Source organism: Salinicoccus sediminis (assembly GCF_000986795.1).
Taxonomy (GTDB): Bacteria; Bacillota; Bacilli; order Staphylococcales; family Salinicoccaceae; genus Salinicoccus; species Salinicoccus sediminis.
This window is the reverse complement of record NZ_LAYZ01000024.1, coordinates 13,525-38,879: the sequence shown is the minus strand read 5'-3', so window position 1 is coordinate 38,879 and position 25,355 is coordinate 13,525. Positions and strand designations below refer to the sequence as shown.

At 52.7% G+C, this 25,355-nt stretch carries 19 protein-coding genes; 17 read left to right on the top strand and 2 right to left on the bottom strand.

The window, feature by feature from the left end; translation table 11 throughout:
* Positions 1–40: 40 nt before the first annotated feature.
* From ileS to pyrE, 13 genes are all read left to right on the top strand, one after another.
* The gene (gene ileS / locus WN59_RS08740; RefSeq protein ID WP_046515902.1) at positions 41–2,779 is read left to right on the top strand and encodes an isoleucine--tRNA ligase; all 2,739 of its coding nucleotides are present in this window, start codon (positions 41–43) and stop codon (positions 2,777–2,779) included.
* A gap of 9 nt (positions 2,780–2,788) precedes the next feature.
* Positions 2,789–3,274 carry a signal peptidase II gene (gene lspA, locus WN59_RS08735; protein WP_046515899.1) on the top strand — a complete coding sequence of 162 codons (486 nt, stop codon included), beginning with the start codon at positions 2,789–2,791 and terminating at the stop codon, positions 3,272–3,274.
* Entirely contained in the window at positions 3,261–4,166 is a 906-nt protein-coding gene (locus tag WN59_RS08730) for an RluA family pseudouridine synthase (RefSeq protein ID WP_046515896.1), read from the top strand. Before lspA ends, WN59_RS08730 begins: the two co-directional genes overlap by 14 nt.
* 216 nt (positions 4,167–4,382) lie before the next feature.
* Positions 4,383–4,910: a bifunctional pyr operon transcriptional regulator/uracil phosphoribosyltransferase PyrR gene (pyrR, locus tag WN59_RS08725; protein WP_046515893.1), complete on the top strand. Its 528-nt coding sequence runs from the start codon at positions 4,383–4,385 to the stop codon at positions 4,908–4,910.
* A gap of 27 nt (positions 4,911–4,937) precedes the next feature.
* Complete coding sequence (locus WN59_RS08720) at positions 4,938–6,254, top strand: uracil-xanthine permease family protein (RefSeq protein ID WP_046517231.1); 1,317 nt, start codon at positions 4,938–4,940, stop codon at positions 6,252–6,254.
* Positions 6,247–7,128: an aspartate carbamoyltransferase catalytic subunit gene (locus WN59_RS08715; RefSeq protein ID WP_046515891.1), complete on the top strand. Its 882-nt coding sequence runs from the start codon at positions 6,247–6,249 to the stop codon at positions 7,126–7,128. Before WN59_RS08720 ends, WN59_RS08715 begins: the two co-directional genes overlap by 8 nt.
* The gene (locus WN59_RS08710; RefSeq protein WP_046515890.1) at positions 7,129–8,403 is read left to right on the top strand and encodes a dihydroorotase; all 1,275 of its coding nucleotides are present in this window, start codon (positions 7,129–7,131) and stop codon (positions 8,401–8,403) included.
* Positions 8,403–9,494 carry a glutamine-hydrolyzing carbamoyl-phosphate synthase small subunit gene (gene carA / locus WN59_RS08705; protein WP_046515887.1) on the top strand — a complete coding sequence of 364 codons (1,092 nt, stop codon included), beginning with the start codon at positions 8,403–8,405 and terminating at the stop codon, positions 9,492–9,494. The genes WN59_RS08710 and carA overlap by 1 nt, the downstream gene beginning before the upstream one ends.
* On the top strand, positions 9,487–12,663 hold the full coding sequence (gene carB, locus WN59_RS08700) for a carbamoyl-phosphate synthase large subunit (protein WP_046515883.1): 3,177 nt from the start codon (positions 9,487–9,489) through the stop codon (positions 12,661–12,663). Before carA ends, carB begins: the two co-directional genes overlap by 8 nt.
* A gap of 8 nt (positions 12,664–12,671) precedes the next feature.
* The gene (locus WN59_RS08695; RefSeq protein ID WP_046515879.1) at positions 12,672–13,421 is read left to right on the top strand and encodes a dihydroorotate dehydrogenase electron transfer subunit; all 750 of its coding nucleotides are present in this window, start codon (positions 12,672–12,674) and stop codon (positions 13,419–13,421) included.
* On the top strand, positions 13,418–14,356 hold the full coding sequence (locus WN59_RS08690) for a dihydroorotate dehydrogenase (RefSeq protein WP_082099231.1): 939 nt from the start codon (positions 13,418–13,420) through the stop codon (positions 14,354–14,356). Before WN59_RS08695 ends, WN59_RS08690 begins: the two co-directional genes overlap by 4 nt.
* A complete protein-coding gene (gene pyrF / locus WN59_RS08685; protein WP_046515875.1) occupies positions 14,353–15,057 on the top strand; it encodes an orotidine-5'-phosphate decarboxylase in 705 nt (234 codons plus the stop codon). Before WN59_RS08690 ends, pyrF begins: the two co-directional genes overlap by 4 nt.
* The gene (gene pyrE, locus WN59_RS08680) at positions 15,054–15,662 is read left to right on the top strand and encodes an orotate phosphoribosyltransferase (protein ID WP_046515872.1); all 609 of its coding nucleotides are present in this window, start codon (positions 15,054–15,056) and stop codon (positions 15,660–15,662) included. Before pyrF ends, pyrE begins: the two co-directional genes overlap by 4 nt.
* 136 nt (positions 15,663–15,798) lie before the next feature.
* Here pyrE and WN59_RS08675 read toward each other — a convergent pair whose 3' ends face one another.
* Together WN59_RS08675 and pulA are read right to left on the bottom strand one after the other, a co-directional pair.
* Positions 15,799–17,442: a phospho-sugar mutase gene (locus WN59_RS08675; protein WP_046515869.1), complete on the bottom strand. Its 1,644-nt coding sequence runs from the start codon at positions 17,440–17,442 to the stop codon at positions 15,799–15,801.
* Positions 17,435–19,531, bottom strand: a complete 2,097-nt coding sequence (pulA, locus tag WN59_RS08670) for a type I pullulanase (protein WP_052747360.1) — start codon at positions 19,529–19,531, stop codon at positions 17,435–17,437. Before pulA ends, WN59_RS08675 begins: the two co-directional genes overlap by 8 nt.
* Before the next feature lie 171 nt (positions 19,532–19,702).
* Here pulA and glgB point away from each other — a divergent pair, with 171 nt between their 5' ends.
* Genes glgB through WN59_RS08650 form a run of 4 tightly spaced genes read left to right on the top strand, consistent with a single transcriptional unit; the run spans position 19,703 to position 25,316 of the window.
* A complete protein-coding gene (gene glgB / locus WN59_RS08665) occupies positions 19,703–21,631 on the top strand; it encodes a 1,4-alpha-glucan branching protein GlgB (RefSeq protein ID WP_052747358.1) in 1,929 nt (642 codons plus the stop codon).
* 1 nt (position 21,632) lies between these two features.
* Positions 21,633–22,790 carry a glucose-1-phosphate adenylyltransferase gene (locus tag WN59_RS08660; protein WP_046515858.1) on the top strand — a complete coding sequence of 386 codons (1,158 nt, stop codon included), beginning with the start codon at positions 21,633–21,635 and terminating at the stop codon, positions 22,788–22,790.
* Positions 22,783–23,889, top strand: a complete 1,107-nt coding sequence (glgD, locus tag WN59_RS08655; protein WP_046515855.1) for a glucose-1-phosphate adenylyltransferase subunit GlgD — start codon at positions 22,783–22,785, stop codon at positions 23,887–23,889. The genes WN59_RS08660 and glgD overlap by 8 nt, the downstream gene beginning before the upstream one ends.
* Positions 23,890–23,909: 20 nt before the next feature.
* On the top strand, positions 23,910–25,316 hold the full coding sequence (locus WN59_RS08650; protein ID WP_046515852.1) for a glycogen synthase: 1,407 nt from the start codon (positions 23,910–23,912) through the stop codon (positions 25,314–25,316).
* Positions 25,317–25,355 lie beyond the last annotated feature (39 nt).

Here is a 25,355-nt window from a genome sequence, read left to right as displayed (position 1 = left end):
TCCTTTCTAATGACAATACACTTGAAAAGGAGTTAGGAAAATGGACTACAAAGACACACTGCTGATGCCAAAGACGAAATTCAAGATGCGCGGCGGCCTCGTCAATAAAGAACCGCAGATGCAAAAAGAGTGGGCTGATGCCAACCTGTATGAAAAGAAGCTGAAACAGAATGAGGGCAACACGCCGTATGTGCTTCATGACGGCCCGCCGTATGCGAACGGTTCGCTACACATGGGGCATGCCCTGAACAAGATCATCAAGGACATCATCATCAGGAATAAGCAGATGCGCGGTTTCTATGCCCCGTATGTTCCCGGCTGGGACACTCACGGCCTGCCGATAGAGCAGGCGCTGACAAACAAAGGCGTGGACCGCAAAAGCATGTCCATCGAGGAATTCAGGAACAAATGCATCGAATTTGCGAATACGCAGATCGATCAGCAACGCGAAGGATTCAAGCGCATGGGGATCGACGGTGAGTGGGACAATCCCTATCTGACATACAAGCCGGAATTCGAAGCTGCCCAGGTCCGGGTGTTGAAGGATATGGTCGGAAAAGGCCTGATCTACAAAGGGAAAAAACCGATCTACTGGTCTCCTGTAAGCGAATCCTCACTCGCTGAAGCTGAACTTGAATATAAGGACAAACGTTCACCATCCATCTACGTCGCCTTCGATGTGGAAGACGGCAAAGGCGTGGTGGATCCGGGAGTCAAAATCGTCATCTGGACAACGACGCCGTGGACAATCCCTTCAAACCTGGGTATTGCAGTCCATCCCGAACTGAACTATGTACAGTTCAACTATGAAGGGGCAGAATATATCGTAGCGGAAGGCCTCCTTGACGCCTACTGCGAGGATGCGGATCTCGACAAGGACAAAGTTGCGCGCACCAGGGAGTTCAAAGGTTCAGAACTTGAGTATATGACGGCAAAGCATCCGCTTTTCGACAGGTCTAGCCTTGTGGTCCTCGGTGACCATGTCACACTCGACGGCGGAACAGGCTGTGTCCATACGGCTCCGGGACACGGTGATGATGACTTCATCATCGGCCAGAAATATGAACTGGGTGTATTAAGCCCGGTAGATGACAAAGGTGTGTTCACGCACGAAGCGGGCAAATATGAAGGGCTTTTCTACGACAAGGCCAACAAAGTGATCACAGAAGATCTTGAAGCAGCCGGCGCACTTGTGAAAATGAACTTCATCACGCACTCCTATCCACACGACTGGAGATCGAAGACACCTGTCATCTTCCGTGCGACACCGCAGTGGTTCGCTTCAATCAAAAATGTACGCCAGGATATCATCGATGCCCTTGATGATACGAAGTTCCAGGTGGAGTGGAACCGCAGGCGCATGTCGAACATGATCAAAAACCGTGGTGACTGGGTGATCTCCCGCCAGCGTGTATGGGGCGTGCCGCTGCCATTCTTCTATGCAGAAAATGGAGAGGAGATCGTCGATACCGGAGTCATCGAACATGTTGCCGCCCTGTTCGAAGAGCACGGTTCGAACATCTGGTTCGAATGGGACGCGAAAGAGCTGCTGCCGGAAGGGTTCACACACCAGGGCTCACCGGATGGCGGATTCACAAAAGAGACGGATATCATGGATGTATGGTTCGATTCCGGCTCCACCCACCGCGGGGTGCTCGCAACCCGCGACAATCTGACATATCCGGCGGACCTTTATTTTGAAGGTTCCGACCAATACCGCGGATGGTTCAACTCCTCGATCATCACGAGCGTGGCGACAAGGGGAATCGCCCCTTACAAGGAACTTCTGAGCCATGGATTCGTCATGGACGGACAGGGCAGGAAGATGTCCAAATCCGTCGGGAACGTGATACTGCCCGAGAAAGTGATGAAGCAGATGGGAGCGGACATCATCCGCCTGTGGGTAATGTCATCCGACTTCGAGGAGGATGTGAGAATTTCAGACGACATCCTCAAGCAGGTTTCCGAAGTGTACCGCAAGGTCAGGAACACATTCAGGTTCCTGCTCGGGAACGTGGCGGATTTCAACCCGGCGGAAGATGCGATCCAGTATGATGACATGATGGAAGTCGACCAGTTCATGTACCAGCGCTTCAATGAAATGATCAACCTGATGCGCGACTGCTATGAAAGGTACGACTATGTATCCATGTACCAGGCACTCCAGAATTACATCAATGTCGACCTGTCCAACTTCTATCTGGACTACGGCAAGGACATCCTCTACATCGAACAGGAGGATGCGCACATCAGGCGCAGCATGCAGACGGTCCTGTATAAGATCGTGACGGAGCTCAACAGGCTCCTCGCACCGGTCCTCGTGCATACGGCAGAAGAGATCCACCGGCACACACCGCATGTGGAAAAGGAAAGTGTGCATCTGGAGTATCTGCCGGAAGAAGCGGAAGTGGACGGAAAACTCGTTCAGAAGTGGAAGCATTTCATGGCTGTGCGCGATGACGTATTCAAAGCCCTTGAAGTGGCAAGGAATGAAAAGGTGATCGGTAAATCGCTCGAGGCAAAAGTGTATGTGACACGTCCTGAAGGGCTCGACTTTGCTGATATCAACGGCAGTCTCGAGCAGCTGTTCATCGTATCCCAGGTCGAAGTCGCGGACGCGCTTCCCGACGGCATTGAATATGACAATGTCACCGTCAAAGTGGAGCATGCGGAAGGTACCCGCTGCGAGCGCTGCTGGAACTATTCCACGGCAGAGTCAATCAATGAAGGCGACGATGATATCTGTCCGAGATGCCGCAGTGTTGTCGAGGCATTGTAGGAGGGGCTCATGAAAAGCTACAGAATCACACCGATGGCCCTCCTTGCCGCATTTCTGATCGGGCTGGATCAGCTGACCAAATTCCTGGTTGTCACCCGGATGGAGGAAGGGGAATCCATCCCGGTCCTCGGCAAATATCTTGCGATCACTTCCCACCGCAACAGCGGCGCCGCCTGGGGCATGCTCCAGGGGCAGATGATCTTCTTCTATATCATCACGGTGGTCGTACTCGCCATTCTGGTCTATGTTTACATCAAAGAAGCAAAGGATAATTTACTGCTGCAGACTGCAATCGTGATGCTCGTTGCCGGTTCACTTGGCAATTTCATCGACCGCATTCTGTTCCAGGAAGTAGTGGATTTCGTTGATGTACTCCTGATCTTCTACGACTTTCCGATCTTCAATGTTGCCGACAGCGCACTGACTGTCGGTGTCGTGCTGATGATCGTTGAATTCTTCTTTATGGGAAAAGGTGAAAAAGATGCAGGAAATTAAAGTGACACAGGCAGAGGACGGTCTCAGGATAGACCGTTTCCTTGCAGAAATCGTGCCGGATACATCCCGCAGTGACATGCAGGGGCGTATCAAAGATGGCATAGTACTGGTTAACGGGAACACTGTGAAACCGAATTACAGAGTGAAGGCGGATGATCTGGTGAAAGTGGATGAGCGTGAGCTTGTCGAAAGCGACATCGTCCCTGAAGACCTCGATCTTGATATCGTCTATGAAGACGATCATGTGGCCGTTGTGTACAAGCCGCGCGGCATGGTGGTGCACCCCGCCGCCGGCCACACTTCCGGTACGCTCGTCAACGGTTTGATGCACCAGCTGGATAACCTGTCCGGCATCAACGGTGAATTGAGGCCCGGTATCGTGCACAGGATCGACAAGGATACGAGCGGGCTGCTCATGGTGGCCAAAGACGATGTGACGCACCGGGCGCTTGTCGATCAGCTTGTGGATAAGTCCGTGACGCGCAGATATACTGCACTGGTCCACGGCGTGATCCCCCATGACAAGGGAACAATCGAGGCGCCGATCGGCAGGAACCCGAAAGAGCGCCAGGCAATGGCTGTAGTGGATGATGGCAAGGAAGCTGTGACGCATTTCAATGTGATTGAACGCTTCGATGAGTTCACTCTGGTGGAATGCATACTCGAGACCGGCCGCACCCATCAGATCCGCGTCCATATGAAATATATCGGCTACCCCCTCGCCGGGGATCCGAAGTACGGACAGCGGAAAACGCTCGATACAGACGGGCAGATGCTCCATGCGGGCACCATCGGATTCATCCATCCGGCGAGGGATGAGTACATGGAATTCACGTCGCCGCTGCCGGATGAATTCGAGGATATCATTTCAGAACTTGAACACAAATCCTGATAAATCCTTGACTTTGGAATTCATTAGGCATAGACTGTTATAGAAAAGTAAATAGGAAATGTCTTTAAACGGAGTCCCGTGAGGCTCCAAAGGCATGATATGGACGGATGCAGCCGGTCCGCGGGCCGGACTGCAGGTTTTTTGGGATACGTGTATACTCATGTCTTTGGACATGAGTATTTTTTTATACAAAAATTCGGATAGGAGACAGGGAAAATGAAAAAGAGGACGATTCTGGATGAAGCACAGATCACAAGATCACTGACGCGCATATCCCATGAAATACTGGAGCGGAATAAAGGGACGGAAGGCCTCGTATTCCTCGGAGTCAAAACGAGAGGGGAGTTCCTGGCCGACCGTCTTCAGAAGAAAGTCGAGGAGATAGACGGCGTCACGATTCCGACAGGTACACTGGACATTACAGCCTACCGGGATGACAAGGAGCCTGATACCGATGCACTGGAGGATGCGATAGACATCGATGTTCCACTTGACGGCAGGCATGTCATCATCGTCGATGATGTACTCTATACCGGCCGCACCATCCGGGCGGCCATGGATGCGATACTGAGCCGGGTGCGGCCATCGAAAATATCCCTTGCAGTCCTGATCGACCGCGGCCACAGGGAACTGCCGATCCGGGCGGATTATGCCGGCAAGAACATCCCGACGGCACGAGATGAAAAGATCAGCGTCAATCTGGAAGAATACGATGATGTGAACGAAGTGGTCATCAGCGAATAACGGGGGGAATCCTGAATGGAAGAGAAAGTGGAGAATGAAGAGATGTACGAAAGGACAACGGAGCCCGTACTGGATGTAGGAGAGCGCCCCAAACCGAGCCAGTGGCTGCTCCTGAGCTCACAGCATCTGTTCGCCATGTTCGGCGCGACGGTGCTCGTGCCGTTTCTGACCGGACTGCCTGTCTCAGCTGCACTCATTGCGAGCGGGGTCGGCACGCTGCTCTACATAATGATCACGAAAGGACAGATCCCGGCCTACCTCGGCTCGAGCTTTGCATTCATACTGCCGATCACGATCGCGCTCGGGGCGAACAGCCTCGGTGAAGTGCTCACAGCACTGTTTGCGAGCGGGGTGCTGTATGTCGTCATCGGCCTTGTGATCAAAATATTCGGTGTCAGATGGCTGATGCACCTGCTGCCGCCGGTAGTGGTCGGCCCGGTCATCATGGTCATCGGCCTCGGCCTTGCGCCGGTGGCTGTGGATATGGCGATGTATACGGATTCCGGCAATCAGGAAGGCTACAGCATGACCTATATATTCGTCGCCTTCATCACGCTCACAATCACGATACTCGCGAGCGTCTTCCTGCGCGGTGTCCTCGGGCTGATACCGATACTGATCGGAATCATCGGCGGATACATTACAGCAGTGTCCGTGGGCATAGTGGATTTCACGCAGATCATGGAAACCGGCTGGTTCCATCTGCCCGATGTATACATGCCGTTCGTTTCATATGAGCCCACAGTCAATCCGGGACTTCTCGCCGTCATGCTGCCGATCGTCTTTGTAACGGTCAGTGAGCATATCGGCCACCAGGTAGTCATCAACAAAGTTGTCGGCAGGAATTTCTTCAAGAAGCCGGGGCTGCACCGCTCGCTGATCGGCGACGGCGTCGCGACGATGTTCGCAGGCATAATCGGCGGACCGCCGACAACGACTTACGGGGAAAACATCGGGGTGCTGGCAATCACAAGGATATTCAGTGTGTGGGTCATCGGCGGGGCTGCCGTCCTTGCCATCGTACTCGGCTTTGTCGGCAAGTTCACCGCTGTTGTACAGAGCATACCGTCACCGGTGATGGGCGGCGTTTCCATACTGCTGTTCGGCATCATCGCAGCAAGCGGGCTCAGGATGCTGATCGATGCACAGATCGACCTTGATTCCAAACGCAATCTCAGCATCGTATCCCTCATACTGGTCATCGGTATAGGAAAAGCGCATCTCGATTTCACGATTGGTGACATCCCCTTCAACCTAGAAGGGATGGCGCTCGCAGCACTCGCAGGCATCATACTGAATGCAATTCTGCCAGACGACAAGGAGGAACCGGTAACCCATGGATAATCTGCTTTCGATGGAACACATGGATGAGGAGGAGGTCATGCGCCTCATCAGACGGGCGCTTGAGATGAAGGCCGGCAATTATATGCCTTATCAGGAACCCAGATATATCGCAAACCTCTTCTTTGAAAATTCGACGCGGACGAAGACGAGTTTCGAGATGGCTGAGCTGAAGATGAACGTCACATCGATCCCCTTCGATGTGAACTACAGTTCGGTTTCAAAAGGGGAGACGCTCTACGACACATGCAAGACACTCGAATCACTCGGTGCGGATGCTCTGGTCATCCGGCACTCTGAAATGGAGTATTACGGGCAGCTCACGGGTCTCGGCATCCCGGTGATAAACGCCGGCGACGGCAGCGGATCACATCCAACACAGTCTCTGCTCGACCTGATGACGATCTACGAGCGGTTCGGCACTTTCCGCGGTCTCAATATCGTCATCGCCGGCGACATCGTCCACAGCCGGGTTGCCCACAGCAACCAGCAGGCGCTCGAGCGGCTCGGGGCGGATGTGCGCTTCGCGGCACCGCCTGAATGGGTCGACCATGACGCTGCGGCGCCATATACGGAACTCGATGAGGCAATCGGAAATGCGGATGTCATCATGCTGCTCCGCGTGCAGCACGAGCGGCATGATGTCGCAGCGAAGTTTACAAAGGAAGACTATAACAGGGAGTACGGCATGAATCCCGCGCGGTACGGGCGCATGAAAGAAGGTGCCATAATCATGCATCCCGCCCCGGTCAACCGGGGAGTTGAGATATCGGAAGAACTTGTTGAAAGCGAAAGATCGGTCATTTTTGAACAGATGAGGAATGGTGTTTTTGCACGCATGAGTGTACTACAGGAAATTCTGGGGAGTGTTGAATAGATGAGTCTGCTTTTGAAAAATGGAATGGTACTGGAACAGGAAGAAAAAGTGAGAAGAGATATACTTATCGAAAACGGCAAAATTGCACGCCTGGATGAAAGGGTTGATGCGGCGGCAGATGAGGTGATCGATCTTGGAGGAAAACTTGTCACACCGGGGTTCGTGGATGTCCATGTCCACCTCCGTGAACCGGGCGGCGAACACAAGGAGACGATAGAGACGGGGACACAGGCAGCAGCAAGGGGCGGGTTCACTGCCGTCTGCCCGATGCCGAACACACGGCCCGTACCGGACAATGTGGAAACGATGAACAGCATCCAGAAGCGGATCAGGGAGACGGCGCATGTCAAAGTGCTGCCCTATGCCTCGATCACCATACGCCAGCTCGGCCGTGAACTGGTCGATTTCGAAGGACTCAGGGAAGCGGGTGCATTCGCCTTCACCGATGACGGCGTCGGTGTACAGAGTGCGGATATGATGCTCCGTGCGATGTACAAAGGTGCAGAAACCGGCATGCCGATCGTCGCCCACACCGAAGAGAACACACTGATACACGGCGGTGCGATACATGAAGGTGAAACGAGTGAAAAACTGGATATACCAGGCATCCCGGCAGTGACCGAATCCGTCCATATCGCAAGGGACATACTGCTCGCAGAAGCGGCGGGCTGCCACTACCATGTATGTCATGTGAGTACAAAGGAAAGCGTGCGCATAATCCGGGATGCCAAGAGGGCGGGCATCCATGTGACGGCGGAAGTCACGCCGCACCATCTTGTCCTGGACGATACGGATATTACCGGCAAAGACCCGAACTTCAAGATGAACCCGCCGCTTCGGGCGCCGGCAGATCGTGAGGCACTCATCGAAGGGCTGCTTGACGGCACGATCGACTGCATCGCGACAGACCATGCGCCGCATGCCGAAGAGGAGAAGGCGGTTGGCATAGAGAGGGCGCCGTTCGGCATCACCGGCAGTGAAAATGCCTTCCAGCTCCTTTATACGAAACTGGTGAAAACCGGGGTGTTTACACTTCAGCAGCTGGTGGACTGGCTGACAGTCAGACCGTCCGAAGTTTTCGGTCTCGGCATGGGTGTCCTCACAGAGGGTCGGGCTGCCGATATTACGGTGATCGATCTTGGGAAGCAGTACGTCCTGGACAAAAATGAATTCTACAGCAAGGCAAGGAACACGCCATTTCACGGAGAACAGCTTGAAGCGGATATCTACATGACAATTGTCGACGGCAACGTGGCATACAAGGAGGAAAAATAATGCTTACAGAGAAAAGGTACCTGGTACTGGAAGACGGTACAGTTTATGAAGGATACAGATTCGGGAGCGACCGCACTGCAGAAGGTGAACTGGTGTTCAATACGGCCATGACCGGTGCACAGGAAATCATTACAGACCTGTCGTATACCGACCAGATCATCACATTCAGCTACCCGCTGATCGGGAACACGGGCGTGAACACCGAGGATAACGAAACGCTCGTCCCTTCGGCGCGGGGGGTTGTCGTAAGGGAAGCGTGCAGCGAGCCTTCGAATTTCCGGGCATCCGAATCACTGGATTCTTTTCTCAGAAGGCACAACATACCCGGGATCAGCGGCGTGGATACAAGGAGCATCACAAGGAAGATCAGGGACAAGGGGGTCATGAAGGCCGTCATGACAGATGACGAAAACCATGAAGAGCTGGTCGAGCTGCTTCAGAATGCAAGTTTCAGGACGGACCAGGTGAAGCGGGCATCCACCAGGGCGCCGTATATTTCAACCGGACCGGGGAAACGTGTGGTGCTTGTCGACTACGGTAAAAAAGAGAATATCGTAAGATCGCTCAATACGCACGGCTGTGACGTCACAGTCGTTCCGCACGACACCACAGCGGAGGATATCCTGAGGATGAAGCCCGATGGAGTGATGCTCTCAAACGGGCCGGGTGACCCGGAAGATGTGGAGGCGGGCATCCGCACGGTGAAAAATCTCATCGGCAGGGTACCTTTATTCGGCATATGCCTCGGCCATCAGCTCATCGGCCTCGCCTGCGGCGCGAAGTCCTTCAAGATGAAATTCGGACACAGGGGAAGCAACCAGCCGGTCATCAATCATGCAACGGGCCGGGTCGAGATCACTGCACAGAACCACGGCTTCGCTCTCGATGCAGACTCGCTCGGGAGCACCGGGCTTGAAATCACGCACACCGCACTGAACGACAGGACGGTCGAAGGAGTCAGACACGTGAAGCATCCGGTGTTCTCCGTCCAGTACCATCCGGAAGCAACTGCAGGACCGCATGATTCAGGATACCTTTTCGATGAATTCGTAAATATGATGGAAACAAAAAAGGAGGCTAACAATGCCTAAACGTGCAGACATCAAAACAATCATGGTAATAGGCAGCGGCCCGATCATCATCGGCCAGGCAGCGGAATTCGACTACGCAGGCACACAGGCCTGCCTCGCGCTCAAGGAGGAGGGCTACCGCGTCATCCTTGTAAACTCGAACCCGGCCACGATCATGACGGATAAGGAGATTGCCGATGTGGTCTACATAGAGCCGCTGACGACGGATTTCCTGTCCAGGATCATCCGCAAGGAACAGCCGGATGCCCTCCTGCCGACGCTCGGCGGACAGGTCGGCCTGAACATGGCTGTTGAGCTTGACAGGCTCGGTGTTCTTGAGGAGAACAGTGTTGAACTGCTCGGTACAAGACTCGATTCCATCAAACAGGCGGAGGATCGTGATCTGTTCAGGACACTCATGAACCAGATGGAGGTTCCTGTGCCTGAATCGGATATCATCAATACGGTAGATCAGGCCTATGACTTTGTCGGAAAGGTGGGCTATCCGTTCATCGTCCGTCCGGCATTCACGATGGGCGGCACAGGCGGCGGCATATGCTACAACGAAGACGACCTCAGGGAAATCGTGGCGAACGGGCTGAAATATTCGCCGGTCAGCCAGTGCCTGGTCGAAAAGTCCATCGCCGGCTTCAAGGAAATAGAATACGAAGTGATGAGGGACTCGAATGATAATGCCATCGTCGTATGTAACATGGAAAACATCGATCCCGTCGGCATCCATACCGGCGACTCCATCGTCGTTGCCCCGACGCAGACGCTGACGGATAAGGAGAACCAGATGCTGCGTGATGTGTCACTCGATGTCATCCGCGAGCTCGGCATCGAAGGCGGCTGTAACGTGCAGCTGGCACTCGACCCGCATTCATTCGACTACTATATCATCGAAGTGAATCCGAGGGTCTCAAGGTCATCCGCCCTGGCGTCGAAGGCGACGGGGTATCCGATCGCAAAGCTTGCTGCCAAGATTGCAGTCGGCCTGACGCTGGATGAGATGATCAACCCGGTGACGGAAACGAGCTATGCCGCCTTTGAACCGGCTATCGACTATGTGGTATCGAAAATACCGCGTTTCCCGTTCGACAAGTTTGCCAAGGGTGAACGCAAGCTCGGGACACAGATGAAGGCGACCGGTGAAGTAATGGCCATCGGCCGTACGTATGAGGAATCACTCTTAAAAGCGATCCGTTCCCTTGAATACGGAGTGCATCATCTCGGTCTGCCGAACGGTGACAAGTTTGAGCTTGACTACATCATCCGCATGATCGAGGCACAGAGTGATGAAAGGCTGTTCTACATTGGCGAGGCGCTGAGGCGCGGGGTTTCCATGGAGGAAATCCATGAATGGACCATGATAGACATGTTCTTTTTGAGGAAGTTCCAGCATATCATCGACATTGAACATGAGCTGAAAGAGAATACCGGTTCCATTCCGCATCTGAAATGGGCGAAGGAGTACGGCTTCAGCGACAGGGTCATTGCACATCGCTGGAATACTGATAAATCTGCGGTGTTCAGGATGCGCAGGGAGAACGGCATCATGCCTGTCTATAAGATGGTGGATACATGCGCTGCGGAATTTGAATCGGCCACCCCGTATTTCTATGGTACCTACGAGTTTGAAAACGAATCGGTGAGAAGCGACAGGAAAAAGATCCTTGTGCTCGGCAGCGGACCGATCCGCATCGGTCAGGGGGTTGAGTTCGACTATGCGACAGTCCATGCCGTATGGGCCATACAGGAAGCAGGGTACGAGGCAATTATCGTCAACAACAACCCGGAAACCGTGTCAACGGACTTTTCAATATCCGACAAACTTTATTTCGAACCTCTGACGCATGAAGACGTGATGAACATCATCGAACACGAACAGCCTGAAGGCGTGGTTGTCCAGTTCGGAGGCCAGACGGCGATCAACCTGGCCGACAAGCTGGAAGCGGACGGCGTGAAAATTCTCGGCACGACGCTTGATGATCTTGACAGGGCGGAGAACAGGAAACGATTCGAACAGCTGCTGCATGACATCGACGTTCCGCAGCCGCTCGGGAAGACAGCGACCAATGAAGAAGAGGCGCTCGGAAATGCCGAATACATCGGCTATCCGGTACTTGTGCGCCCAAGCTATGTGCTGGGTGGACGTGCAATGGAAATCGTCTATAACGAAACGGAACTGAAAAACTATATGAGGGACGCCGTCAAGGCCTCCCCGGAACACCCGGTGCTGATCGACCGCTACCTGACCGGCAAGGAGATTGAAGTGGATGCCATCAGCGACGGTGAGAAAGTGATCATCCCGGGCATCATGGAGCATATCGAACGCGCGGGTGTGCACTCCGGTGATTCCATCGCGGTCTATCCGCCGGTGACTCTATCAGACAGTGAAATCGATACGCTCAGGGATTATACAGAGAGGCTGGCACTCGGGTTGAATACGGTCGGGCTGATCAATATACAGTTCGTCCTCTCAGATGGTGAAATCTATGTGCTCGAAGTCAATCCGAGAGCGAGCCGTACAGTGCCGTTCATGAGCAAGATCACTGGAATCCCTATGGCAAACCTTGCAATGAAGGCCATCCTCGGGATGAAAATCGAAGAGGCCGGATTCCAGCCGGGACTCGCACCGTTCAAGGAAGGCTATCATGTCAAAGCCCCCGTGTTCAGCTTCAGCAAGCTGAAAAACGTTGACATCACACTCGGACCGGAAATGAAATCGACCGGTGAGGTCATGGGTAAGGATATGAGTCTGAACAAGGCACTTTTCAAGGGGCTTGTCGCAAGCGGTCTTGAAGTCAAAGACCACGGCACTGTTCTGTTCACTGTGGCGGATAAAGACAAGGAAGAAGCGGTGGAGCTTGCCCGCAGGCTGTCCCAGTGCGGTTACAGACTGATGGCGACAGAAGGCACCGGCAGGACTCTGGCTAAACATGGCATTCCATTCATCACAGTTGACAAAGTAGGAGCGGGACAGACCAGCCTGCTCGGCGCGATACAGGGCGGCAGTGTGCAGATTGTCGTCAACACGATGACAAAAGGCAAGCAGGTTGAACGCGACGGCTTCCGCATCCGGAGGGAATCCGTGGAAAACGGCATACCATGCCTGACATCCCTTGATACGGCGCGGACGCTTGTGGAAGTGATTGAAAGCATGACATTCAATATGGAAAAAATGTAGGTGATGGAATGAAGAATCTGATGAACATTAAGAGCCAGAGCCGGATTGCAGACCACATATATGAAATGGTGCTTGAAGGTCCCATCACTTCCGGCATGAAGACCCCCGGGCAGTTTGTGCATGTTCGTGTGCCAGGCTCGACCGAGCATGTCCTGAGACGCCCGATCTCCATTGCGGATATCGACCGCGGGCAGTCACGGTTTACGATTGTCTACCGTGCTGAAGGCGCGGGGACTACGAAGATGTCAGAGCTCGGTGCAGGGGATACACTGGACATCCTCTCCCCGCTCGGCAACGGCTATCCGCTTGAGGTGAACGACCATGTCCTCATCGTCGGCGGCGGAATCGGTGTACCGCCTTTGTATGAACTGTCGAAGCAGCTGAATGCGATGGGAGTGAGGACGACGCATGTGCTCGGCTTCAACTCAAAGAAAGATGTCTTCTACGAAAGCAGGTTCAAGGCACTCGGGGAGACCCATGTGGCAACCGCAGACGGTTCATATGGCACCGAAGGGTTCGTCACGGATGTCATCAGGGAGCTAAGAGACGACTTCGACCTGTTCTACGCCTGCGGTCCCAAGGTCATGCTGAAAGTGCTGTCGGAAACGATGGACCTTGATGGATACATTTCCCTCGAGGAACGCATGGGATGCGGTTTCGGGGTATGCTATGCCTGTGTGTGTGAAAAAACAGATGGCGAATACATCAAACTGTGTACAGAAGGGCCAGTATTCAAAAAAGGGGAGATTGTCCTGTGAACAGTAAAAGACTCAATATCAGACTGCCCGGCCTAGATCTTAAAAATCCGGTCATGCCGGCGTCCGGCTGCTTCAGTTTCGGGGAGGAATTTTCAAAGCTGTATGATCTGTCGTATCTTGGAGCCATCATGGTCAAGGCGGCGACACATGAACCGAGGTCCGGCAACCCGACACCGCGTGTAGCGGAGACTTCAAGCGGCATGCTCAATGCCATTGGCCTCCAGAATCCGGGTGTGGATCATATCGTGGAACATGAGCTAAGGTATCTAGAACAGTTTGACGTGCCCGTCATCGCCAATGTTGCCGGGACTGCCATCGAGGATTACCGTATCGTTGCGGATAAGATTTCCAAGGCGGGGAATGTCAGAGCGCTGGAACTCAACATCTCCTGTCCCAATGTCAAGGAAGGCGGCATCCAGTTCGGCACTGATCCCGAGACGGCACGGCGCCTGAGTGCCGCTGTGAAGGAAGTTTCGGACGTGCCGGTATACGTGAAGCTGTCACCGAATGTAACGGATATCACCGCCATGGCAAAAAGCGTGGCTGATGTTGCGGACGGCCTGACGATGATCAATACGCTCGTCGGCATGAGGCTCGGACGTGACGGCAGGCCGATCATCTCCAACATTACAGGGGGGCTGAGCGGACCCGCTATAAAACCTGTCAGCCTGAACATGATCTATCAGGTGAGGCAGCACCTGCCGGATATCCCCATCATCGGAATGGGCGGCATTGCGGACGCCGATGATATCCTGGACTACATTTCCGTCGGAGCGGATGCGGTTGCAGTCGGCACCATGAACTTCACCAATCCATATATATGTCCGGAACTGATCAGTGATCTCGACCGGAGAGTGGAGGAAATGGGCCTTGCCCACCTGCATGACATAAAGGGCAGGGCATATAAAACGCTGCAGGGGAGTGGTTTTCAGTGAACAGGCCGATCATAGCGCTTGATTTCGGCAGGACGGAGGAAGTGAAGCACTTCCTGGACCGGTTCAGCGAGCCGCTTTTCGTCAAAGTCGGAATGGAACTCTATCTGCAGAACGGGCCGGATATCATAAAGGAGATTAGGGCGATGGGTCATGACATCTTCTTGGACTTGAAGCTATATGACATTCCGAATACGGTCGCAAAAGCCATGGCCGGGCTCGCAGGTCTTGATGTGCAGATGACGAATGTGCATGCCCAGGGCGGCAGCGTCATGATGCAGCGCGCACTTGAAGCATTCAAATCCGGCAATCCGGATGGCACCCTGATCGCGGTCACGCAGCTGACTTCGATGGGTGAAAGAGATGTGAAAGATGAGCAGAAGTCCATTCTCAAGCTGGAAGACAGTGTGAAACACTATGCCGGACTCGCACGTGCAGCAGGCCTTGACGGTGTCGTTTCGTCGCCGCTTGAAGCAGAGATGATCCATGCGCACTGCGGCGCGGATTTCCTCACGGTCACGCCCGGCATCAGGCTGCAGCAGGATGCGAAGGATGATCAGGTCCGGATTGTCACACCGGCCGCTGCAAACAGGCTCCGCACCGACTATATCGTAGTCGGCCGGTCGGTTACACAGGCGGAGGACCCTGTTGCAAGATACAGGATGGTAAAAGAAATGTGGGAAAGCGGGGACGAATTGTCATGAAGGAAAGAATAGCGGAAATACTTCTCGATATAAATGCGGTGGAACTCAGGCCGGACAATCCATTCACATGGTCGAGCGGAATCGTTGCGCCGATATACTGTGACAACAGGAAAGTCATCGGCGATGTCCATGCACGCGCAGAAATTGCGGATGCGTTCACGGAACTGATTAAGCACTATGCACCGGATGTGGAAGTCATTGCAGGCACTTCCACTGCAGGCATTCCCCATGCTGCCTATATCAGCGAGCGTATGGATCTGCCGATGTGCTATGTGCGCGGATCCAGGAAAAAGCACGGCAAAGGCAACCAGATTGAAGGTGCCGATGTATCCGGCCGCAAAGTGGTCGTCATCGAAGACCTGATCTCAACCGGCGGCTCCAGCCTGGAGGCGGTCTGGGCACTCAGGGAGAACGGCGCTGAAGTGATGGGTGTATTCGCGATCTTCACCTACGGTATCAAAAAGGCGGCCGATGCATTCGAAGCGGCGGAGGCAGCCTTCCATACACTGAGCGGCCTCGATGCACTCCTTGACGTCAGCATGGAAAAAGGTACATTGGATGAATCGAAGAAGCAGACTGTCATCGATTTCAAGAACAGCCTGTGAAGGAAAATAAGAATCTATGCAAAAAACAACCCGTGCGTCAGTATCCTGGGGACCTGACGCACGGGTTTTGTCTGATATATTTGCTGCATATTAACTTTCTAAGCTCTTTTCAGTATCCTTTTGTGCATATGGATGCCTAAACACCGAAGATCATATCATTGATGATCTTGGCCTCCTGTTCGATCTGTGTGCTGTCCAGTGATACATAGAGCTTTATTTTGGGTTCAGTACCCGAAGGTCTGAGGGCGATCCAGCCGTCCTTGAAATGGAGCTTGATGACATTGGCTTCGGGAAGATCGATTTCTTCACTGTTGCCTGAGTTATCGGTACGCCTGCCGAGAAGGAAATCCTCGATCAGGATGACTTCCCGTCTGCCGATCTCTTTGGGCGTATTCCTTCTGAACTGGCTCATGATCTCGTCGATGTTTTCACGGCCTTCTGTACCCTCGAATGTGTGGCTGTACAGGACTTCCATAATCCGTCCGTGTTCCTCGTATATGTCCTCAAGATGATCGACGAGCGTCCGCCCCTCATTTCTGAGCCCGGCCGCCATGGATATGATATAAGGCACCACCTGGATAGCGTCTTTGTCCCTGACGAATGGCTCGAGCAGGTAGCCGTAGCTCTCCTCATAGCCGAGCACGAACTGTTTATCATCATCATTTTCCAGAGACTTTATCTGCTCGCCGATATATTTGAAGCCGGTCAGCACTTCGATCATTTCCCCGCCGGCGGCTTCCGTGATTTTACGGCCAAGATCGCTCGTAACGATGGATTTTATGACCACAGGCGTTCTGTCCCTATGCTCCTTCATGCGCTGATCCAGCAATAAAATCCCGAGCTGGTTGCCATTCAGATGTACATATCTGTCTTCATTCCTGACGATCACGCCCATCCTGTCCGCATCGGGGTCTGTGGCAATCAGCAGATCTGCACCGGTCTCACGCCCGAGCGCCTTCGAGTATTCGAATGCTTCCGGGCTTTCAGGGTTCGGGGAAGCGGTGGTCGGGAAGTCGCCGTCGGGCACACACTGTTCAGTTACAAGCGAGTAATTACTGAAGCCGAGAGAATCGAGCAGGTCGGGAACGATGGGCACACTTGTGCCGTGCAGGCTTGAGAACACGATGGATAGCTCCGATTCAGGGATGCTGCCGATGAAATCTGTGACATGCTTCCTGTAGCTGTCCTCCACTGCACCTGATACATACTGGATGATTCCTTCCCCGAGACCCTCTTCGAACGGTTTGCTTCCGATGGAGAATACATCCTCGATCGCATTGATCTTTTCGCTGAGGGCGGCAGCCGGTGCATCGATCAGCTGGGCACCGTCCGGCCCGTATACCTTGATGCCGTTGTATTCGGGCGGGTTATGGCTTGCTGTGATCATTACTCCGATGGAAGCGCCGTAACTGCGTACGAAAAATGAAAGCTCAGGTGTTGAAGTGTACTGCTTTGTCACCTTGACTGAAATGCCGTTGTGTGCAAGGACTGCGGCCATGGTCTGTGAAAATTCGATGGAGAAATGCCTTGTATCATAGCCGATCACAACAACCGGATCAGCTTCATCCTTCAGTGAATGCGCGAGCCCGAGCGCCACCTTTTCGACAGTATAGCGGTTCAGGCGGTTTGGCCCGAGCCCGATCTTCCCCCTGATGCCTGCCGTCCCGAAAGACAGGGTGTCGCCAAATGCTTCCTCCTTATCTTCCGTACTCAGTGCTTCATAACTTTTCCTGTCTATGAAACTTCCGTTGATGTGGTCTTCCCATTGCTTCCTATCCATTCAATCCACGCTCCTCAATGTTTATAGATTCACTGCCTGACTTTGCAAGAATCACAACTTCGTAGCCTTTTATATAAAAATTGTTCCTATAGACGGCTTTATCCGTACTCCGCTGATTGGAAAGCCTGACGCCGAAGGCCTCATCGCTTCCTAAGGAAAGTTCCGCCGAAGTCTCCGTCGGATTGATCAGAATTATGAAATCACTGTTCCTGTATCTGATTCTGGCACCGAATACCCGGGGCATGCGTTCGAATGAAAGGAGGGTCACCGCTTTCTCCACCGGTTCCCGGTCCTTTAGTCTGAACACCGGTTCAGATTTCCTGAATGCAATGAGGGATTTCACAAATTCGATATTATCCTGATATTTGGCACGCCGGTTCCAGTCCATCCTGTTCAGCATGTCGCTCAGGTTGTAAGTATTGCCGTGACCGAATTTGGTCCGGAAGAATTCCTGTCCGGCGTGCAGAAACGGTGTGCCGAATGACAGAAGGACGAGCGCCGTGGCAAGCTGATGCTGGCTTTCAAGCACATACTGGCGTTTGCCGGAGGAATACCTCAAACGGTCATATAATGTGTGGTTGTCATGGACTTCCACATAATTGATGCTCATGTCTGCGGAAAAACCTTCAAAAGAGCCGGTGAACATATTACGGATTTCATCTATTCCTGCGCCCTCACCATTCACATACCCTTTTGCAGCAAGTTCAAAATTATTGCCTTTGACTGCATCCCTGAAATGATCGTTGAAGAAATGTATGGATCCGGGACGGCCTCCGGCGTCGGGCAGTGTCTTTTTGGATTGATCGAGGGCGGTCGGCAGATCCCAGCCTTCACCGAGCAGAAATATTTCACGGTCCTGACGCCGGGAGATTTCTGCGACGCCCTGCATCGTTTCGATATCGAGCGCGCCCATCAGGTCGAACCTGAAGCCGTCCACCCGGTAATAATCGAGCCAGAACGAGATGGTATCGTGGATGAACCGTCTTGCCATCAGCTTTTCAGAAGCGAAATCATTGCCCACGCCTGTGCCGTTTGACAGGGAAAGGTCGGCGTTATGCCTGAAATAGTAGCCCGGGACGAGTTTTTCAAAACTGGAATTTTCCACCTCGTAAACGTGGTTGAGCACCACATCGAGGATGACTTTCATGCCGTTTTCATGCACAGCTTTCACCAGTTCCTGCAATTCGAGCACCCGGATCAGCGGGTTGTTCGGATCGCTGGCATAACTGCCTTCAGGGGCCATGAAGAACATCGGGTCGTATCCCCAGTTATAGCTTTTCGAAGCATTGAGTTCATCGACGGTGGGAAAGTCATTGACAGGCATGAACTCGACATGGGTGATACCGAGTTCCTTCAAATAGTTGAGGCCGCTCGATAGACCGTGTTCTGTGAAGGCATATTCAGCCATGCCGCGGTATTTCCCCCGGTATTCTTGTTTCACCCCGCTGTTCGGATGGGTGGTCATATCCCGTATGTGTATTTCGTAGATGACGGCCTCGTCATTTTGGACATCAGGGACGGGATGTACCCTGAAGCCCGGGTTAATCCGTTCGAAATCAATTACCATGGCCTCCCGGGAGTTCGCCGACACACCCTTAACGTAGGGGTCGATGACGAAATGGGTCACATCATTATGGCTGACTTCGTAGTGATAGTGACGGCCGTGGCAGTCTGAATGGACTGTGGTTTCGAAATAGCCGCCTTTCTTATCCATCTCCCGCGGTTCGTGATCGAGCAGCAGCCGGCAGCTGACTGCGGTCGGCGCAAACACTCTGAATACCGTATGGGTTCTCGTGTAGGCGGCGCCCATTTCTTCGCCGGTCGAATACTTCATATCGAAATCGATGGAATGGACGTACGTTCCGTTCATCAGCGGATACATTCTCCCGTCATATTCTATATGGGCAAATTGATCGAGGGCGATATCCTCTTTATATTTCAGGCGGATCTGTCCGTCTGAAACCACTGCACTTTCCCGCTCCATCAGAGTCCCGTCCTGAAACAGGTTTATATTCCCATAGTCCAATTCATGACCATCAAAAGGTCTGACTGTAATTTCATCAGATGAGTCGAGATAAGCTCTGAGCATAGGTTCCTCCATATCCCTTTTCAGGCAGAGTATTTTAAACGTAATGATAAAAAAATATTAATTTTTTGAAAATTTTGATAGAATTGTATTGATCCAAGTTTTTTCTTTCTGAACAGTTGTATACTTGCGAATAAGGATATAACCACAGTATAACCGAAAGGGGTGGATTTTTTGAGCAAAGATGACTTTGATCTGGACAAATATCTTTTCCATCAGGGGAATCACTACCGTGCCTATGAATTTATGGGCGCCCATCCCGGGCCGGAGGGGGAAATGCGTTTCATCACATGGGCGCCGAAAGCGGATCATGTGCAGCTCGCATGTGACGCGAATGACTACACCGGCAGGGGCATGGACTTTGAACGGCTCGGGGATGACGGCCTGTGGATCTTCAGGAGCGGGGAATTGTCCATCGGTGATACTTATAAATACAGGATCCACTTTGACGGAACTTCCCATCTCAAGTCAGACCCTTACGGCTTCTATCATGAAAAGCGTCCGGCCACCGCAAGCATCATCCATGCGGATGAATTTGAATTTACGGATGATGCCTGGCTCAAACGGCGCAGCTGCTCGAATGTCTACCGGTCCCCGATAAGCATATATGAAATGCATCTGGGGACGTGGATGAAGCATCCTGTCACCAGAACAGGGGGACTTACAGATGATGAACTGACCGACCTTGCCCATTATTCCTACAGGGAAACGGCAGAGGCGCTGATTCCCTACCTCAGGGAGATGGAGTACACCCACGTGGAATTCCTGCCGCTTACAGAATACCCTTTTGACCTCTCCTGGGGGTACCAGGTGACGGGATACTTCTCTGCAACAAGCCGCTACGGGGACCCCGAAGGGCTGAAATTCCTGATCAATGAACTGCACCGGGCGGAGATCGGGGTGATCATGGATTACGTTCCCGCCCATTTCTGCAGGGATGACCACGGTCTGCGTCTGTTTGACGGCACACCGACCTATGAACATCCGGATTCGCGCATTGCGGATAAAAGGCAGTGGGGGACGCTGACATTCGACTATGGCCGCCCGGAAATCCAGTCATTCCTCATCTCGGCTGCGATGTTCTGGTTCCGGGAATTCCATGTGGACGGTCTCCGTATAGATGCTGTGCACAGCATGATCGACCTGAACTTTGAAAATCATGAACCACACGAGAAGATCTACAACAGTGATGGTACAGAGGTGAACAAAGCAGGCGTGAGTTTCCTGAAAAAGCTGAATGCGGCGGTCTTCGATTATGATGAATCGCTGCTCATGATGGCGGAGGACTCTTCGGATACACCGATGGTGACCTCGCCTGTGGATGCCGGCGGTCTGGGATTCAACTTCAAATGGGACCTCGGCTGGATGCATGACAGGCTCTCCTATATGGACAAGGATTTCAGCCACAGGGACTACTTCCACAACCGTATGACGTTCTCGCTTGCCTATAAGTACAATGAAAACTATGTACTGCCACTGTCACATGATGAGGTGGTCCACGGGAAAAAATCCATTGTGGGGAAGATGTACGGCGACCAGTGGCAGCAGTTCGCCCAGGCACGCCTCCTGTACGGCAGCCAGATGTCGGAGCCGGGCAAACAGCTTTTATTCATGGGACAGGAAATCGGCATGTATCATGAATGGAAGGACAAAGAGCAGGTCGACTGGCATCTTCTGGACTATCCTTATCACCGGGCACTGAAAAAGTACGTACAGTCCCTGAACCGGCTCTACAGGTTCAATCCCGAATTCTACAGGGCGGATTATGATCCGGAGGGGTTCAGGTGGCTCGTCGTCGATGACAAAGTGCATTCTGTCTTCAGCTACGCGAGGCGGGCGGGGGCGGCATTCAAAGTCTGCATACTGAACTACAGGCCGGATGTCTATCATGATTTTAAGATTCCGGTGCCGTCGCCGGGCACGTACAGGGAAGTGTTCAACAGTGACAGTACGGAATTTTCCGGTTCCGGTGTGACGAACCCCGGACGGCATTTCAGCTTCGATGAACACCACATCAGGGAAAATCAGCATATAAAGGTGACGGTGGCACCCCTGGCATTCCAGGTGTTTGAAATAGAAAATAATCCAGATGGGGGTATATAATATGACGTCCAAAGTTGTAGCGATGCTTTTGGCCGGGGGAAAGGGAACGAGGCTCGGGGAATTGACGAAAGACATTGCAAAACCGGCAGTCCCGTTCGGGGGTAAGTACAGGATCATCGACTTTACGATGAGCAACCTGGCCAACTCGGATATTTCGACGGTCGGAGTGGTGGTGCAGTACTCCCCGCTCATGCTCAATAAACACATCGGCATCGGCAAGCCGTGGGGGCTGGAGAGACAGACCGGCGGTGTCAGTGTGCTCGCCCCATTCTCTGACAGGGAGGGCGGTTCGTGGTTTTCCGGGACGGCGGATGCCATCGTCAAAAATTTGAATTATGTCGAACAGTTTGAACCGGATGAGCTGCTGATCCTGAGCGGTGACCATGTGTATCAGATGGATTATACGAAAATGCTCGACTTCCACAGGGCAAGGGAAGCGGATGCGACAATTTCCGTCATTGAAGTACCGATGGAGGAAGCAAGCCGTTTCGGCATCCTGAATACCAATGAAGACCTCAGCATCTACGAATTTGATGAGAAGCCCGAACATCCGAAAAACAACCTCGCCTCGATGGGAATCTATATTTTCAAGTGGGATGTCATCAGGCCCTATCTGCTCGAGGATGAAAAGGATGAATCGAGCGATCATGATTTCGGCAAGGATATCATACCGAAACTGCTTTTGGATCAGAGGCTTTTATTCGCCTACAGATTCGACGGCTACTGGAAGGATGTCGGAACTGTCGCCAGTTACTGGGAAGCGAACATGGATCTCCTCAAAGAGGATTTCCAGACAATGCTCCGGTCCAAAACATGGGCGACGTATCCGAACGAAGAGAACAGGCCGCCGGAGTATATAGGTAAGACCGCTGAAATCACCAATTCGCTGATTTCCTCCGGCTCGTTCATAGAGGGCAGAATCGAAGATTCAGTACTGTTCACAGGCGTGGAGACAGGCGGGGGATCGGACGTGAAATCCTCCATCATACTTCCCGATGCCGTAATCGGGGATAACGTCATACTGGAGCGCGTCATCGTGACCACCGGTCTCAAAGTGCCGGCGGGGACGGTGGTGCGGGCGGACGGTGATGAGCCCGTTGTATTGAGTGAAGGGACTTTGGGAGACTATATGGGTAAGGGAGGCGGAAAAAATGCATAGAGATGTCCTTGGGCTGGTGAACCTGCAGGCGGAACAGGATGACCTGGAGGAACTGACATATTTCAGAAGCGGAGGATCCGTGCCGTTCATGGGAAGGTACCGTCTGATTGATTTTGCACTGACGAACATGTCCGACTCGGGCATAAAGACCGTCGGTGTATTCGCCGGCAATAAATTCAGGTCGCTGCTCGACCATCTGAGCCGCAAGGAGGACTTCGGCTTCGAAGGCAGGAATTCGAGGATATTCATCCTGCCTCCGGACTGGAACGACCCTTCCGACATTTCCGAAGGGGACCTGAAGCATTTCCATAATCACTGGGATCTGTTCGACCGTTTCAAAGGCAATCACGTCATGGTCGCCGGTTCGCAGTTCATTACGAACGCCAATTGCAAAGATGCGATCCGTTATCATAAGGAGCAGGATAATGATATCACTTTCGTCGCAGAGAGGCGGCCGCAGGAGAATATACCAAGCGCACAGATGCTGAAACTTCTGACGGAAGGTGACAGCCTTACCGGTTTCAATAATGACAGGAATAACAATCACATCTATACGGGCATGTTCATCATCAAAAAGCAGGTGCTGCTTGATATAGTGCGCTACTGCATAGACAACTACAAGCCGAACCTGTTCCACAACGGCATCCGTGAGCAGCTGAACCGGTTCCGGACAGACTATTTTGACATTGAAGGGATTACCTATTATTTCCATACAGTACAGGCGTACTTCAAAAACAGCATGTCGCTCCTCGGAAATGAAAGATACCGTGATTTCTTTCATGGTGAAAACCTTGTGAAAACGAAGATCAGCACGAATCCGCCGGCGCTGTACAAGAAGGGCAGTGATGTTAAATCTTCAATTGTCGCCAATGGCGTCATGATTGAAGGAACAGTGGAGTACTCTGTCATCTCCAGAAATGCCACAATCCAAGAAGGGGCAACTGTTAAAAACTCAGTGGTTTTCGCGAATTGTACGATTGGCCGTGGGGCATATCTGGAAAATGTAATCCTGGATAAAAATGTCACAATTACAGAAGGCCGCATGCTCATCGGTTCAGAGGACAAACCGTATATCATTGCGAAGCGGTCCACCATTTAAAAGAAGGAGGCGGTCGTTACATGAAACACGTGCTTTTTGCAGCGAGTGAATGTACCCCCTTTATAAAATCCGGGGGGCTGGCGGATGTCGCCGGCAGCCTGCCCCAGGCCCTGGCAGAGCAGGAAGTGGAGGTTTCTGTCATACTGCCGCTCTATAAGGAGATCATAGAGTCCGGTTACCGTCCCGATATGGAGGAAGTCTTCGTCTTCAGCACGCCGGTCGGCTGGCGCAACCAGTATACGCGCATCCTGAAGCGCCGGGACCGGGGTGTCGACTACTATTTTGTCGACAATGAATATTATTTCAACCGTGACGGCCTGTACGGCTATGTCGATGACGGCGAGCGATTCATCTTTTTCTCCAATGCAATCATAGAGTTCATGTACCGCACTGAAGAACATTTCGATGTGCTCCACTGCCATGACTGGCAGACCGGTGCCGCTGTCGCGATCGGCAGTATAAAACGGCCGCACCCCGGCATGAAGACGGTCTATACGATTCATAACATAAAATACCAGGGATGGTTCGAGCATTCAGGATTCGGAGAAATGCTCGATCTCGGCATGGAACACTTTGCAGGTTTTGAGTGGCACGGGATGATGAACATGATGAAGGCGGCAATCTATCATGCGGATATCATAACAACGGTTTCCGAAACCTATGCGGATGAAATCCTCACCCCCTTTTTCGGGGAGGGGCTGGAACCGGTGCTTGCCGACAGGCGCGGCGACCTGTACGGCATCCTCAACGGCCTGGACACGAAGGACTATGATCCGCTCTCGGACCCTGCCCTCAGCCAGCAGTTCAAATCTTCGCGCGCCGACAAACTGGCGAATAAGACAGCCATGCAGGAAGCGCTTGGATTCAAAGTGGATGAACGCATACCGATGTACGGTGTCGTCACCCGGCTCGTCGCCCAAAAAGGACTGGACCTCATCAGGCACATTATGCATGAATTTCTCGAATCGGACGTCCAGCTAGTGGTTCTCGGCTCCGGTGACGCTGAATATGAAGAGTATTTCAGGTTACTTGAAGCGCATTTCCCCGGGAAAGTCCACGTCACACTCGGTTTCAGCGAACCATTTGCCAGAAGGATTTACGCTTCAGGTGATTTCTTCATCATGCCGAGCCTTTTTGAACCATGCGGTCTCGGCCAGCTGATTGCGATCCGCTATTTGAGTGCGCCGATCGTAAGGGAGACCGGAGGGCTGAAGGACACTGTCATACCGTATGACGAATATGACCATACAGGAAACGGCCTGTCGTTTGCCAACTACAATGCGCACGAATTGCTGGACAGGCTCAAGTATAGCCTGAAATTGTACAGGTCACTGGAACACATGGATGCACTGTGCAGGAATATGGCAGCTTCCGATTACAGCTGGACGGCTTCCGCACAGCAGTATGCGGCATTGTATGATAAATGATGCAGCGCCTCCTCGTTGAGGGAGGCACTTCCGGCAGAG

Coding starts and splice junctions, on each gene's coding strand:
- WN59_RS08730 (WP_046515896.1), top strand. CDS start 3,261: ATGCAGGAAATTAAAGTGACACAGGCAGAGGACGGTCTCAGGATAGAC.
- carB (WP_046515883.1), top strand. CDS start 9,487: ATGCCTAAACGTGCAGACATCAAAACAATCATGGTAATAGGCAGCGGC.
- pyrR (WP_046515893.1), top strand. CDS start 4,383: ATGAAAAAGAGGACGATTCTGGATGAAGCACAGATCACAAGATCACTG.
- pulA (WP_052747360.1), bottom strand. CDS start 19,531: ATGCTCAGAGCTTATCTCGACTCATCTGATGAAATTACAGTCAGACCT.
- WN59_RS08710 (WP_046515890.1), top strand. CDS start 7,129: ATGAGTCTGCTTTTGAAAAATGGAATGGTACTGGAACAGGAAGAAAAA.
- WN59_RS08715 (WP_046515891.1), top strand. CDS start 6,247: ATGGATAATCTGCTTTCGATGGAACACATGGATGAGGAGGAGGTCATG.
- carA (WP_046515887.1), top strand. CDS start 8,403: ATGCTTACAGAGAAAAGGTACCTGGTACTGGAAGACGGTACAGTTTAT.
- pyrE (WP_046515872.1), top strand. CDS start 15,054: ATGAAGGAAAGAATAGCGGAAATACTTCTCGATATAAATGCGGTGGAA.
- WN59_RS08650 (WP_046515852.1), top strand. CDS start 23,910: ATGAAACACGTGCTTTTTGCAGCGAGTGAATGTACCCCCTTTATAAAA.
- lspA (WP_046515899.1), top strand. CDS start 2,789: ATGAAAAGCTACAGAATCACACCGATGGCCCTCCTTGCCGCATTTCTG.
- glgD (WP_046515855.1), top strand. CDS start 22,783: ATGCATAGAGATGTCCTTGGGCTGGTGAACCTGCAGGCGGAACAGGAT.
- ileS (WP_046515902.1), top strand. CDS start 41: ATGGACTACAAAGACACACTGCTGATGCCAAAGACGAAATTCAAGATG.
- WN59_RS08675 (WP_046515869.1), bottom strand. CDS start 17,442: ATGGATAGGAAGCAATGGGAAGACCACATCAACGGAAGTTTCATAGAC.
- WN59_RS08695 (WP_046515879.1), top strand. CDS start 12,672: ATGAAGAATCTGATGAACATTAAGAGCCAGAGCCGGATTGCAGACCAC.
- WN59_RS08660 (WP_046515858.1), top strand. CDS start 21,633: ATGACGTCCAAAGTTGTAGCGATGCTTTTGGCCGGGGGAAAGGGAACG.